The 13,566-nt window shown below is 37.9% G+C and carries 13 protein-coding genes; 2 read left to right on the forward strand and 11 right to left on the reverse strand.

Annotated features, from left to right (window positions below; translation table 11 throughout):
• Nucleotides 1-26: 26 nt before the first annotated feature.
• The 10 genes from flgK to ABH966_RS11190 all read right to left on the reverse strand — a co-directional run bounded on the left by flgK (nt 27) and on the right by ABH966_RS11190 (nt 9,568).
• Entirely contained in the window at nt 27-1,574 is a 1,548-nt protein-coding gene (gene flgK / locus ABH966_RS11145) for a flagellar hook-associated protein FlgK (protein ID WP_370078349.1), read from the reverse strand.
• Between the two features lie 65 nt (nt 1,575-1,639).
• A complete protein-coding gene (locus ABH966_RS11150; protein WP_370078351.1) occupies nt 1,640-2,140 on the reverse strand; it encodes a flagellar protein FlgN in 501 nt (166 codons plus the stop codon).
• Between the two features lie 27 nt (nt 2,141-2,167).
• On the reverse strand, nt 2,168-2,428 hold the full coding sequence (gene flgM, locus ABH966_RS11155; RefSeq protein WP_370078353.1) for a flagellar biosynthesis anti-sigma factor FlgM: 261 nt from the start codon (nt 2,426-2,428) through the stop codon (nt 2,168-2,170).
• 121 nt (nt 2,429-2,549) lie between these two features.
• Nucleotides 2,550-2,963 (reverse strand): TIGR03826 family flagellar region protein, encoded by a 414-nt coding sequence (locus tag ABH966_RS11160; protein ID WP_370078355.1) that lies wholly within the window; start codon nt 2,961-2,963, stop codon nt 2,550-2,552.
• 81 nt (nt 2,964-3,044) lie between these two features.
• Nucleotides 3,045-3,635, reverse strand: coding sequence for a ComF family protein (locus ABH966_RS11165; protein WP_370078357.1), 591 nt, complete (start codon nt 3,633-3,635; stop codon nt 3,045-3,047).
• Entirely contained in the window at nt 3,632-4,999 is a 1,368-nt protein-coding gene (locus ABH966_RS11170) for an ATP-dependent helicase ComFA (protein ID WP_370078489.1), read from the reverse strand. Before ABH966_RS11170 ends, ABH966_RS11165 begins: the two co-directional genes overlap by 4 nt.
• Before the next feature lie 522 nt (nt 5,000-5,521).
• Nucleotides 5,522-6,364, reverse strand: a complete 843-nt coding sequence (locus tag ABH966_RS11175) for a DegV family protein (protein ID WP_370078359.1) — start codon at nt 6,362-6,364, stop codon at nt 5,522-5,524.
• A gap of 526 nt (nt 6,365-6,890) precedes the next feature.
• Nucleotides 6,891-7,454 carry a nuclear transport factor 2 family protein gene (locus ABH966_RS11180; RefSeq protein ID WP_370078361.1) on the reverse strand — a complete coding sequence of 188 codons (564 nt, stop codon included), beginning with the start codon at nt 7,452-7,454 and terminating at the stop codon, nt 6,891-6,893.
• Between the two features lie 255 nt (nt 7,455-7,709).
• Nucleotides 7,710-8,384: a response regulator gene (locus ABH966_RS11185; RefSeq protein ID WP_132360514.1), complete on the reverse strand. Its 675-nt coding sequence runs from the start codon at nt 8,382-8,384 to the stop codon at nt 7,710-7,712.
• Nucleotides 8,385-8,419: 35 nt separating this feature from the next.
• Nucleotides 8,420-9,568 (reverse strand): sensor histidine kinase, encoded by a 1,149-nt coding sequence (locus tag ABH966_RS11190; RefSeq protein ID WP_370078363.1) that lies wholly within the window; start codon nt 9,566-9,568, stop codon nt 8,420-8,422.
• Nucleotides 9,569-9,724: 156 nt separating this feature from the next.
• Between ABH966_RS11190 and ABH966_RS11195 the strand changes: the two genes are divergently transcribed.
• The gene (locus tag ABH966_RS11195) at nt 9,725-10,360 is read left to right on the forward strand and encodes a YigZ family protein (protein WP_370078365.1); all 636 of its coding nucleotides are present in this window, start codon (nt 9,725-9,727) and stop codon (nt 10,358-10,360) included.
• Between the two features lie 146 nt (nt 10,361-10,506).
• Nucleotides 10,507-11,562 (forward strand): LCP family protein, encoded by a 1,056-nt coding sequence (locus ABH966_RS11200; RefSeq protein ID WP_370078367.1) that lies wholly within the window; start codon nt 10,507-10,509, stop codon nt 11,560-11,562.
• 872 nt (nt 11,563-12,434) lie between these two features.
• Here ABH966_RS11200 and ABH966_RS11205 read toward each other — a convergent pair.
• Nucleotides 12,435-13,499 (reverse strand): glycosyltransferase family 4 protein, encoded by a 1,065-nt coding sequence (locus tag ABH966_RS11205; RefSeq protein WP_370078369.1) that lies wholly within the window; start codon nt 13,497-13,499, stop codon nt 12,435-12,437.
• Between the last annotated feature and the right edge of the window lie 67 nt (nt 13,500-13,566).

The following is a 13,566-nucleotide window of genomic DNA, read 5'->3' on the forward strand; positions in this document are numbered from 1 at the left end:
TTTCTATCATAATACTAGAGTATTTTCTATAGTCCTACACGGCCCATGCCGTTAATGATTTTGTCTAATGTTTCATCGACAACTGTAATCATACGTGCGTTGGCATTATATGCTTGTTGGAACGTAATCATATTTGTCATTTCCTCATCAAGGGACACTGAACTTACTGAGGCACGATTACCAGAAAGTGTTACTAATAATTTTTCTGAAGTCATGTTTAAGCGATATGCTTCTTCACCATCTGTTCCTAGTTTACCGATCATTCCTTGATAGAAAGAGTTAAATGTCGCACCATTTAAATCAGCTTGGCTTTTGGATTGAAGATTAGCAAGTTCAAGTGCAAATTTACCATTTCCTTCTTCATTTGCTGCGTCAGAAGCAGCTAATTTAGAAGGATCTTTTATGAAAACATCGTTTACCTTAATATTGCCTGCAGTTATTGCTCCGTTTTCCCCAGTAAAGAAATCATCATTATTTTTAACACCTGATAAATCATAACCTTCCTTGTGCAGGTCATTGAAGGCTTTAGCAAATTTAGCTGCCAAATCATTAAGGTCTTCTAATGTTTCAACGTAATAACCTTTTGGCCCATCTGGACTATCATATCCGTACGAATCAATAAGAGATAACAGTTTCCCTTTACCTGATTCTAACTGGTCATATGTAATGGATTCTGATTTACCAAGTCCACTTACTTGAATAGATGAGAACACATTGGACAAGTCGTTGCCATTAATTTGCTTGGAACCACTTGGATCTGCGACAGTGCCATTTACTTCGATAGTAGCGAAGTCTCTACCATTCACTAGTTCAATTTCCTCTGTACCATATTTGAGCACAACTGTAAGGCTTCCTTCAGCCACAGCACTAGCATTTCCGCCAGATTCGACACGTTTAATGGATACAGGTATGTAATTATTTAATTCATCGATTAACACATCACGTTCATCGTATAAATCGTTCGGTACATGACCATTCGGTTCTACTTCCTGCACTTGTTTATTGATAGCAGCAATTTGCTTTAAGAGTGAGTTGATACGATCCGTCGCTACATTAATTTCGTTTCCTAAATTACCCTGAATTGTTTTCAGCTGCTTGTCCATATATCTAAATGATTCAGCTAGGTGTTCAGCGCGTTTGATCGCTACTTGACGAGAGGCTGCATTTTCTGGGTTTGTACTGACATCTTGAAGTCCTTTCCAGAACTGTTCTAATGCTGCGTTTAAACCATATTGAGACGGTTCGTTCATGATATCTTCCATTTGAGAAATCGCATTTGAACGTGATTCCCAATAGCCTAACTTGTTTGTTTCTTGACGGACTTGACGGTCGATAAATTCGTCACGCACACGTTGAATCGATCCCGCTTCTACCCCAGTTCCGAGATGTCCTGGATAGTTAGGTTGATTTAAACCTGCTTGTGGGAAACCTTGCGTCGCTTGCATATTTACTCGTTGGCGAGAGTAACCTAATGTATTTGCATTGGAAATATTATGTCCAGTTGTATATAAAGCCGTTTGTTGTGTAAATAAACCGCGTTTACTTGCTTCTAAGCCCATAAATGTTGAGCGCATTTTTTTTCCTCCCTTTTATAACGTTTTTAATTTCAAGCAAATGTTTCTTGCATGGGTGCAAGAAACTATGCTTGAGAATCGAAATATGATTTTTTGGCCATTGAATTTGTGCCGCGAACCTCACTGCCAGAGTAGTTCATTTGCTCAGTCCGAGGTCGTACATTATCCAATGTCAGATTGACAAATTGTAGTGATTGGAACACTAGTTTTTGATTTAAATCGTTTTGTTTTTTTAAGTCATTGATAATTTGCAATAATCTATTGCGAACAGCTGAGAGCGTGTCTTTTTCAGTCTGTTGTTCAGCAGCCTTGATGACATCTGCGACAGTTGCTTTGTCAGTTGAAGCAAATCCTTTTGCCCCAAGGTAATCCGTTACCTGTTTCTGACGCTGTTGCTCGAGCTTATCGATGGCTGCTACATGTGCCTGCTCATCCTTGAGCATTTGGTCTAGTGCTTCGATATCGCCAGCTGTAATGATTTCGGTTTTTTTAATGGCTAGTTCAAGTAAGCTTTTATGCATTCTTTCTAACTTTGTTAATGTAGAACAGATCGCTTCTGTAGACATTTTGCTAAGCACCCTTTCTGATATTCCTTAGAAACGATAATATTTCAGCATATCTTCTGCAACTTTGCGAGCGTCCACTTTGTATTCACCTGAATTGATATCTTTTTTTAGTTGTTGTACGCGTTCTGCACGCTCTGTGCTGTATGTTGAAACTCCTTGCATCTCCTGTGCAGTTTTTGAAATTTCGATTTTATCTGCAAAAGATGCCTTGTTAGCGCTTGATTTTACATCGCGCACCTGATTTTTATAGGCGTTCACTGCATTAATCCCATAAGATGTAATTTTCATTTAATAACCCCCTATCTAAAAAGCTTATCTTCCTATTATTTCGGATTGTCTCACATAATGTTAAGTTTTCAAATATAAAAAAGTGTGCTAATTTTGTTTAAAATTAACACACTTTAGGCCTTTAGCGTTTTCGTTCTGCGTGATATGTTACACGATCACGTTCTGCAACACTATCACGGAACTCCTTTGCCGCTTCAAATGTACGTAGCTCCGACTTTAATTCATCCTGACATTTTGTACATAGCTTGCCTTTAGTCGTTAGATGACCACAGTTATCACATGGATAGCCAAGATTAGGGAACATCGCAGTCTGTAAGCGTCCCTTGCGTACCCATTTATACAATAACTCCTCTTCAGCTCCAGTTGCTTCAACAATACGTTCTACTGTCGCAGCACGGTTTTCACGTTTACGTAAAAAGCGATAAACGATTTGATATAAGTCCTCTTCAGATTGAGCGCACTTATGACATACTTCTCTGACCCCTGTATAATTAAAAAACTCATTACATTTCGGACAATTACGAACCTCTGCCATCACTCTTCCTCCTCTTACATATAACTGCTAGATACGAATCTTATTTACTCGTAATCTATTATACACAATGCATTAGCATTTTCATCCATTAATTAGTGTGAAGCTTTTGATATTTCTAGCACCCGCATTCATTAAAATCTCGCTGGCATGCTGTAAAGTAGTTCCTGTCGTTTTTATATCGTCAAAAAGAAGATATTCTTTATGCTCTACATGTGCTCCATCCATCAAACGGAAAAGAGAAGCTGCATGGATACGCTGCTCTCTATTTTTGGAGCTTTGCGTTTCTGTCGTCGTCTTTTCTAAGAGTTGCAAAAAAGGAATATTAGCTGCCTTTAATAACTCCTCCATATGCGAAAAGGTACGTTCCCTTTGCTTAAGTGGGTGCATAGGAATCGGTATAATGGTTGCTTTTTCATGTTTGAAGCGCGCATATAGTTCCTGCCGAAATACTTTAGCGAGAGCTACATCCTGTAGAAATTTATATTGATGCAAATAATCTTTCATCGCATCGTTATATTGGTAAAGTGCTGTTACTGTTGAGGAATATTCAAATCGAGCCGAGCATCTATCACAAATGGTTGGGTGAAATTGTTTGGTTAAAAGCATTTTCCATGAAATTGCTGATTGCAAAGGCTGTGAGCATAATAAGCACAGTGTTTCAATTTTATTCATTGTGAAAATCCTTTCTTATTATAATAAAGAATTTTAGTACGCGCATCATCCATTTCAATCGTAATACCATGATGGAAAAATACAACGTCTCCATCTGCAAAATCAGCATTTCGACCAACTCGTCCTGCAGTTTGTATAAGTGCACTTGAAGTAAAAATGGTTGATTCTGCCCCAATCACTGCAACCTGTACATTCTTGATCGTAATCCCTCTTTCTAAAATGGTCGTAGTCAGTAAACCCGGAACTTCTTCATTTCGTAATTTAAGCACTTTTTCTTTACGTCCAGGATCCTCAGCATGTACTGCCATGATGCTGTCATCTAATAATTGAAAAAGAGGTGTAGCTATTTTCATTAACTCTACTTTTGGGAAAAATAATAGAAAAGGCTCTTTCCGTGCAAGGCGCTCCTCTGTCCATTGTTTCAGCTTTCGTGGGATTTTTCCTCGTTTTAAACTTTTTTCATAGTTCCAAAGAGAATGAAATCGAGGGACCGGTAATGGACGATTATGATAGCGCTTTGGGATAAATGAATAGCTTTCATTTTGATATTGAGTAAGTAATTTATGCGAAGGTGTTGCTGTGACCAACATTATTGGTGCGTTTGCTGTTTTTGCCTTTTGCACTGCGCTTTGTAAGGTTTCATCAAATGTATAGGGAAATGCATCAGCTTCATCAACAATCATGACGTCAAACGCCCGCTCAAACCGATACAGCTGATGAGTTGTCGCCAAAACAAGTTGGGCATAACCAACCTGTTTTGGTGAACCACCATATAAAGCATGGATCATCGTTTGCGGGAAAACTGATTGAAAGCGAGGATATAACTCTAGCACTACATCTGTACGTGGAGTAGCGATACATACCCGTAAGCCCTGCTCTAACGCATAATGTACAGACGGGAAAAGTAGCTCTGTTTTTCCAGCCCCACATACTGCATGGATAAGATGGGAACGTTGTACTTTAACACTTTCTAGCATTTCCTTTGCCGCCTGCTCTTGGAGCACTGTAAATTGCCCCGCCCATTTGAGTGCATGCTTTCTTGTTCTAATTGCGTGAGGGCCTGTCCAAATCATCAATTGCGTACAACTGCTCACTCTGCCCATATTCAGACAATGTCTACAATATACACATTGCTGCTGGCACTTTGAACAATCAAACGTTGTAAATTGCTGAGGATGCTCATTATGGCAACGATTGCATTTTAGATGTGGCTCTTTTTGAATCCCTTCTATTATATGGAAGTATTGAAGATTGATTGATTTCTCGATATCTTCCTTAGAAAATGGGGCATGCTCCTTTAACCAAATACGTCCTTCATGAAAATCTCGTAATGCAGGTGGCAACAACCAACCTTTGTATGTCATTGCTTTGCTCCTTTCATGTGAGTGATTTTTATCAGCGATTTCTGATCTTTTATCAGCAATTCTCTTACTTTTATCAGCGATGTTCACGGGTTTATCAGCGATTCTCTTACTTTTATCAGCGATGTTCACGGGTTTATCAGCGATTCTCTTACTTTTATCAGCGATGTTCACGGGTTCATCAGCGATTCTCTTACTTTTATCAGCGATGTTCGCGGGTTTATCAGCGATTCTCTTACTTTTATCAGCGATGTTCACAGGTTTATCGGCGATTCTCTTACTTTTATCAGCGATGTTCGCGGGTTTATCAGCGATTCTCTTACTTTTATCAGCGATGTTCGCGGGTTTATCAGCGATTCTCTTACTTTTATCAGCGATGTTCACGGGTTTATCAGCGATTCTCTTACTTTTATCAGCGATGTTGAAGAATTACAGGCGATCCCCCGCTTCACCCGACAAAACGGTATACCCAAAAATAAAAAAACAGCCTCTACAAATTTGCTGTAGAGACTGTCTCACTTAATATTATTTTTTTGTCCAGCCTAGCCCCATTGCGCCTTCACCTAAATGCGTGCCAATGACGGGACCGAAATAGCTTAATTTAAAGTTCACGCTCGGGTAGGTTGCTGCTAGTTGTGCTAGCCATTCTTCTGCTTCAGCCTGGCAATTGCCGTGGATCACGACAGCGTCCAGTGCTTCATACTTTTGAACATCCTCAGCTAGTAGCTCCTCCGCACGCTTTAATGCTTTTTTACGCGTACGAATTTTTTCAAAAGGTACAATAACTTTGTCCACAAAATGCAGTACTGGCTTTACTTGTAATAAGCCGCCAATTAATGCCGCTGCTGAAGACAAACGTCCCCCACGTTGTAAGTGCGCTAAGTCATCTACAATGAAGTAAGCACGAATTGATTGCTTCATGTCTGCCAATGTAGCGAGAATTTCTTTTGCAGAAGAGCCCTGAGCCGCCATTTCAGCTGCTCTTAAAGCATAAAAACCCTGTACCGCACAGGATATTTCACTATCAAAAGCGTACACATCAATGTCCTCTACCATCTCGCCTGCTTGAATTGCACCTTGATATGTTCCACTGATTCCACTTGATAAATGAATTGATATTACTTCATCATACTCTTTTGCCAGCTCTTCAAAGAGAGAGGCAAATTCTCCAATTGGGGGCTGCGTTGTTTTTGGGAATTCTTTTGCCCCGCGTACTTTATCATAAAATTCAGATGCTGTGATATCTACTTCTTCTGCAAATAGTTGCCCTGAGATATTTACACTTAACGGAATCATATGAATGTTTAAGCGTTCTCGTTCCTCAGCCGGAATATATGCAGTACTATCTGTTACGATTGCTGTCCTCATCCATGTCCACTCTCCTATTCTAAATAGTTTACATGCAATTGCGCCTCGGCGCAATTGTTGCTGTCGCTTCGCTTTCGCACAGATAAAAAAATTGTTGCTGTCGCTTCGCTTTCGCACAGATAAAAAAATTGTTGCTGTCGCTTCGCTTTTACTACAGATAAAAAGAAATGAATGTGAAATGAATTACGACGTTACGTAATCTCGTCTAAATGTCGAATAGAAGTAAGTACACTCCCCTTTTTCAACCTTCTAGACATCTGCTAAATTGTTAAACTTAGCTTCCATTTCACATTCATTTTCTATGTATACAGATTTATCTTCATTCAATTAATCCTTCTATTAAATAAATACAGGCTCATCACTATAACTTGGGGTTGATTTCCGTTCCAGCTAGGCAAGTCCAATGAGTTGTTGGGCGTGATGCTTTTTGCCTTCGTTCCTCTATCTAGCTCGCTCTTGACGCTAATCTCAGAAAATCACCCAACCTCAACTCTTAGTGATGAGCCTGAATGAAGATATCCTCATTTTATTTGCCAGTAGTTGATTTCGTTTCATCTCCAGTATAGAAGACGCTAGTAACCTTCCAGAGTCCATCTTCTTTGACGAATACTGTCACTTGTTGTCCTGCACTTTCATGCTTTATATTTGTTGTAGTTTGTACTATATGCGATGTTAAATTTGAATAGACCTGTGCTTCATTTTCGCTATATTTTATAATCGTAGTATCTTTAGCATCTCGTTTAACGTCTGACTGTTTAAATACTTCTTTAATGTAGTTCTTTTCTCCCTCATAATTGAAACCTTTTGGATTCTTTGAGAGTGTTTGCATATAACGATCAATTTCTTTTGAATTGAAAGCCGTAATATATTCATTAAAGGCTGCTAATATCGCTTTGTTTTCTTCAGCAGGGATATTTTCTGCCTTTGTTATTTCCCCACCATTCTTTTCAAACCCGACGGTTCCATCATCAATGATTTTTTGTCTTTCTTCTGCACTCATTTCATCATCTTTTTTATTACCACAGGCAGTTAACACTAATGTAGTTAACATTAATAGGGTAAAAACTGCTAGAAAACTTTTCTTTAACATCAAAAAACCTCCCGCGCATATTGTAGCATATAAATCCCGTTGTAGGAATTTTGTTGTGCATTTTCAACATTTAGGTGTTACGCCTTCCTTATGACGCCCATGGTTTTAAAATGTTGCACTATTACTATGTATAAATTGTTACACCTTTTATATGACATTTGGCTATTGTGGGTAACTTTCACTAAAAAAACTGCTTTAAAAACTACTAAATAAGATAGTAGCCTTTAAAAACAGCTTTAATTTCAATATATGTTATTAGCGTACTTCAACCCAACCATTTTTAATGGCTGTAACAACAGCTTGTGTACGGTCGTTTACATTCATTTTTTGTAAAATGCTTGAAACGTGGTTTTTAACTGTTTTTTCAGAAATGAACAGGGTCTCACCAATTGTACGGTTAGATTGTCCATCTGTTAATAATTGTAATACTTCACATTCACGTTTTGTTAGTAAATGGAATGGGCGACGAATTTCTGTTTGATGGAAGTTACCTTTATTTTCATGCTCAGAAAGACGACGGAATTCCGCTACTAAATTTTTAGTTACTTTTGGATGTAGGTAAGATCCACCATTCGCAACTACTTTAATGGCTTCAACAATTTCGTCAGCATCCATCTCTTTTAGCATATAGCCAAGTGATCCAGATTTTAGCGCATGTGTTACGTATGTTTCATCATCATGAATGGATAACATAATAACCTTCGCATCTGGGAATTCACTAATTAATTCTGCCGTTGCCTCTACTCCATTTTTCCCCGGCATATTGATATCCATTAGTACAACATCTGGTTGATTTTCAGCATATAAAGAAACCACATCCGTACCATCGTCACCTTCTGCTACTACGTCAAATGTATCTTCAAAATCTAAAATACGTTTTACTCCTTCGCGGAATAGCTGGTGATCGTCTACAATTATAATCTTCGTCATTTGTCTTTACCCCCTAAAATTCTCCAACAATCGTTTTACACTACTTCTAACGGAATTTTAAATAAAACCGTCGTACCTCGATTTATCTCACTTTTAATTGAGATTGTCCCATCCAAAATTTCGATACGTTCTTTCATACCTAAAATCCCAAAGGAATGGTCTTTAACCTCCTGTGGATTGAAACCTATACCATCGTCCTTTACAACGATATTTACGGCATTTTTCAACCACTCCAGTTTTACCCAAATATCTTTACATTTCCCGTGCTTCATGGCATTTGTAACACATTCTTGCACTAACCGGAAAATAGATACTTCATAATTTGATGGTATACGCTTTTCGGTGCTTCTCGATTGGAAATGAACTTCAACTCCAGGATTATATTCAGTCACTGTCGATAAGTATTTTTTTAATGTCGGAACAATTCCCAAATCATCAAGTGCCATTGGTCTTAAATCATAGATTATACGTCGCACCTCTGATAATGCATTACGCACCGTTTTCTTTAAATCAGCAATTTCAGCCAAAGCATATTCAATGCCCTTTTCACGATACGTTCTGTCTATTAAATTAGTGCGCATCAGTACATTTGCCAGCATTTGAGCAGGTCCATCATGAATTTCCCTAGATAGACGTTTGCGCTCCTCTTCTTGTGCTGCAATAATTCGTATACCAAAATCTTGTTTCATTTTTGCTTGTTCAAGTGCCAAACCAACATTTTTTAAATCTGAAGTTAAGTAATTCAAAACGACATTTACTTGATTGACAATATGATCTGCACGTTCAATCGTATCGAGTAACGCTCTTAATCTTCTCTCTAAATCATCTCTTTTATCACGTAGTTGCTTTTCTTGTGTTCTAATAACGGAGAGTTTCACTTGAAAATCATGTGCAGTTTCATATGCTTCTCTAACTTGTTCTTCGGTATAATTATCAAAAGCTTTACTTACTAACACAAGTCTTTGCTTAGCGAGCTGTGTACTTTTTTCTAAAGCATCGCCTTCATCAATAACAATTGAAACTTGTTTTCGAACAATTTCTAGCTCTATTTTCATATCTTCGAAATTTCTTCGGCTTTGTTCGCTTATAATAAAGATATCATCTTTTGAGCTCATGATTGTTTCTAACATTCGATTAAATATGTCATCAAGCGACTTTAAATCGAAGGTATCATTTGAAAACATAGTATACTCCCCAGTCTAATGTCTTATGATTACTTACTATTTCAATAGACCAATTACATAGTCTACACCTATTATAGCATTCTCATGTTAAAATTTAATGCTTTTTCTTTATGAAAATTATAGAATAGAACTCTACTTTAAAGGAGATTGATACTGATGAGAGAAAACTATTTAACTGTAAAAGGATACGGAGAAAGTGAAATTGTTATTTCAAAATCTCGCTTCCTTACTTATATAGAACGTGCAGAAACGGAAGAGGATGCAATTTCTTTTATTGAACGCATAAAAAAATTGCATCATAATGCTACACATAATTGTTCAGCCTATATTATTGGAGAGCATGATCATATTCAAAAAGCAAATGATGACGGGGAACCTAGTGGCACAGCTGGCGTCCCTATGTTAGAAGTCCTAAAAAAACAAGGGTTAAAAGATACGGTCGTTGTCGTCACACGCTACTTTGGTGGCATTAAGCTTGGCGGTGGCGGTCTTATTCGAGCGTATGGAAAAGCGACAACAGAAGGATTACTTGCTGCCCAAGTAGTTGAACGCAAGCTTCACCATTTTATGAACATTTCCATTGATTACACTTGGCTAGGTAAAGTAGAAAATGAAATTCGAGGTTCTTCATATACTTTAGAAGAAATTCGCTATTTAGAAGGCGTCGAAATTATTGTATCCGTATTAAAAGAGGAAGAAGAACAATTCCAAAACTGGGTAACAGAAATGACAAACGGACAAGCAAATATTGCTTTTGAGAATGCTCAATTTATTGAATTTGTTGTGAAATAAATAGTTTTAATTGTCGAATGCTAAATATCCATAGTATAATTTTAATATTGAGCTATTTTATCTTTTACACATTTTCTAAGATTACTTGAATAAGTTTAGTTTAATCGCTTTATTATTCCCAAAATTCAGAGGAGAATATATTAAAAATGAAAAATAGAATTAAAAGCAAAAAGAGGTCTTCCAAAGCTTCCATAATTATAAAAGTTTCCCTTCTTCTTGTTGCTAGTTTACTAATTTGCGCAACTGCTTATGGTGTATATATTACGAAGCAAGTAAAGCATGCAGCTGACTCAGCACATGAAGAATTAAAAGGTCGAGACATTTCAGCACTTCGTAATGAGAAGGTTGAACCAGTACACGATAACGTTTCAATCCTATTTGTCGGTGTTGATGATAGTGAAGATCGCGGGCAAGGCTCTGAGAACTCACGTTCAGATGCCCTTATTCTAGCAACATTAAATAATAAGACAAAAACAATTAAAATGTTGAGTATCCCCCGAGATTCTTATGTATATATTCCTTCAATGGGACGTAATGATAAAATTACTCATGCACATGCTCATGGTGGAACAATTTCAACAATTGATACAGTAGAAAAACTATTAGATGTGCCAATTGACTACTATGTTCGTATGAACTTTAATGCGTTTATTGACGTTGTTGATGCATTAGGTGGAATTGAAGCTGATGTACCGTACAAGTTACACGAAAAAGACGAATTCGATCGCAATGCCATCAACTTAGAGCCTGGTTTACAGCATTTAAACGGAAGTCAAGCACTTGCACTCGCAAGAACACGTAAGCAAGACAATGATATTGAACGCGGCAAACGTCAACAAGAGATTTTAACAGCGATCATCAATAAAGTTTCTTCGGTAGAATCCATTACAAAATACGATGATGTCATTAGAGCACTTGGTGATAACATGAAGACAAATATGACATTTAGCGAAATGAAGTCATTCCTATCTTATTTATCACAAGGGATGCCACGTATCGATTCTTTAACATTAGATGGTACAGATGATATGTCTACTGGTATTTACTACTACCAATTAAATCAAGAATCGGTTGATGAAGTATCACAAACGCTAAAAAACCATCTTGACACAAATAAAGCATCTAGTAGCTTAACGAATAAAAATACTGATAAAGATAACGCTGCTGGCGAAGATTCAACAGATAAAGATAGCACTCAGTAACTATAAAAGCCTTTCCACTTTAAATTGTGGAAAGGCTTTTTGTTTGGCATGATTTCGTGATGTTTGCTTAACGTGGAAATTATAGATTGGAGCACTTATTGACCTGAGTTTTGCTCTATGTTACTCGAGCAGTTCTGAGTTCTACACTTGAGCGGATTTTCTCATTTTCTCCTTGCCTAAGCAGTTCTGGGGTCTACCTGCGCAGATTTTCTCCTTGCCTGAGCAGTTCTAAGGCATACCTGCGCAGATTTTCTCCTTGCCTGAGCAGTTCTGGGGTCTACCTGCGCAGATTTCCTCCTTGCCTGAGCAGTTCTAAGTCTACCTGAGCAGATTTTCTCCTTGCCTGAGCAGTTCTGAGGTTTACCTACGCGAATTTCCTCCTTGCCTGAGCAGATTTCCACCGTACCCTAGGAGTTTAACAGCCTACCTGAGTAGTTTTTCGTCATGTCCTTAATATTGTGTAAAACTTTATACAAAGTTTTTCAACCCTGACTTTAGTTTTGTCAAATTGTCCAGCTTATATTGGGATTCGCCGCTAAAAGTGTGAGTTGCGCCGCTAACCTAAGGAAGAACGCCGCTAAAACATAAAGTTGCGCCGCTAATCAGGCAAATATCGCCGCTAAAATCCGAAATTCCGCCGCTAACCAAGCAAGGAACGCTGCCATAACATAAAAGTTTTTCTCTTTACCCGAGCCGTTCTCCGACCCACCTGAGCACTTCCCCACCTCACCCGAGCAATTCTCCACTCTACCTGAGGTTTTTTTCGCAAAGATTCGAACTTCTTACAAGCCCACTTCCCTCTATGCCACCTCAGTAAGATCACATAAAGTAAAAAAGCAACCATCCGTAAAATGGATGATTGCTTGAATGTTTTATTTATTAAATATCCGCACAAAATTCAATAGTGGTTTATAGTTTTTACCCGCGAGTCCGATGACTTCAACCAAAATTTCAATTGCAGTTAAAATGACAGCTACGAGTAAAATGGCACCCCATACCTTTGCCATTGAGAAAATGATGGCTGCTAAACCAAACATGATGGCAATCCCATAAATAATGAGTACTGTTTGGCGATGTGTGAAGCCCATATCTAGTAAACGGTGATGCAAATGTGATTTATCTGGATCAGACCATTTTTTCTTCATGCGTACGCGACGAACAATCGCAAAGAATGTATCAGAAATCGGTACACCTAGAATAATAACTGGGATAATTAATGTTACGACTGTTATATTTTTAAATCCAAGCAATGCGAGCACTGATATCATAAAGCCAAGGAATAAGGCTCCTGTATCTCCCATGAAGATTTTTGCTGGGTGGAAATTGTAAAATAAAAATCCAAATGTTGCTGCTGCTAAAATGGCTGCGATTGCTAAAACGAACATATTGCCCATGATTAATGCCATAACCGCTAAAGTAATAAGGGCAATCGTTGAAACACCTGCTGCTAGGCCATCTAAGCCATCGATTAAATTAATGGCATTTGTAATACCAACAATCCAAAGAACTGTTAAAGGAATACTTAGTAATCCAAAATTTAATTCACCTACAAATGGTAAATTCACCATTTCAATTTGAATTCCACCTACAAAAATAACGATAAGTGCCGCAACAAGCTGACCAATTAATTTTGCTTTTGCGGAAATTTCACGCATATCGTCTATGACACCTGTTGCTACGATAATACAAGCTCCAATTATAATTGCCAGTAAAAAATCGCTACCATTTTCATTGTATATCAAAATCGGCTGGAATATAGCCACAGCTATTAAAAACGCAAGGAAAATCGCCAATCCCCCAAGTCTTGGCATAATTCGTGCATGTACTTTTCGATAGTTTGGTGCATCGACAGCACCTATTCTGAATGCTAATCGTTTAACTAGTGGAGTTAACAATATTGAAGCAACAAATGCTGCTATTAAAGACACGTAAAGCATGTCTCTCCTCCTCAAAAAAATAATCTACATTTAAATTCTAATTGATTATAGCACGAACAGACGCCGA

Source organism: Lysinibacillus sp. RC46 (genome assembly GCF_041262385.1).
Lineage (GTDB): Bacteria > Bacillota > Bacilli > Bacillales_A > Planococcaceae > Lysinibacillus.

What these genes read in the sequence shown, in the direction of transcription:
- ABH966_RS11160 (WP_370078355.1), bottom strand. Translation starts at nt 2,963, where the DNA reads ATGGCAGAGGTTCGTAATTGTCCGAAATGTAATGAGTTTTTTAATTAT.
- ABH966_RS11175 (WP_370078359.1), bottom strand. Translation starts at nt 6,364, where the DNA reads ATGAGGACAGCAATCGTAACAGATAGTACTGCATATATTCCGGCTGAG.
- ABH966_RS11180 (WP_370078361.1), bottom strand. Translation starts at nt 7,454, where the DNA reads ATGTTAAAGAAAAGTTTTCTAGCAGTTTTTACCCTATTAATGTTAACT.
- ABH966_RS11165 (WP_370078357.1), bottom strand. Translation starts at nt 3,635, where the DNA reads ATGAATAAAATTGAAACACTGTGCTTATTATGCTCACAGCCTTTGCAA.
- ABH966_RS11190 (WP_370078363.1), bottom strand. Translation starts at nt 9,568, where the DNA reads ATGTTTTCAAATGATACCTTCGATTTAAAGTCGCTTGATGACATATTT.
- ABH966_RS11200 (WP_370078367.1), top strand. Translation starts at nt 10,507, where the DNA reads ATGAAAAATAGAATTAAAAGCAAAAAGAGGTCTTCCAAAGCTTCCATA.
- flgK (WP_370078349.1), bottom strand. Translation starts at nt 1,574, where the DNA reads ATGCGCTCAACATTTATGGGCTTAGAAGCAAGTAAACGCGGTTTATTT.
- ABH966_RS11170 (WP_370078489.1), bottom strand. Translation starts at nt 4,999, where the DNA reads ATGACATACAAAGGTTGGTTGTTGCCACCTGCATTACGAGATTTTCAT.
- flgM (WP_370078353.1), bottom strand. Translation starts at nt 2,428, where the DNA reads ATGAAAATTACATCTTATGGGATTAATGCAGTGAACGCCTATAAAAAT.
- ABH966_RS11150 (WP_370078351.1), bottom strand. Translation starts at nt 2,140, where the DNA reads ATGTCTACAGAAGCGATCTGTTCTACATTAACAAAGTTAGAAAGAATG.
- ABH966_RS11195 (WP_370078365.1), top strand. Translation starts at nt 9,725, where the DNA reads ATGAGAGAAAACTATTTAACTGTAAAAGGATACGGAGAAAGTGAAATT.
- ABH966_RS11205 (WP_370078369.1), bottom strand. Translation starts at nt 13,499, where the DNA reads ATGCTTTACGTGTCTTTAATAGCAGCATTTGTTGCTTCAATATTGTTA.
- ABH966_RS11185 (WP_132360514.1), bottom strand. Translation starts at nt 8,384, where the DNA reads ATGACGAAGATTATAATTGTAGACGATCACCAGCTATTCCGCGAAGGA.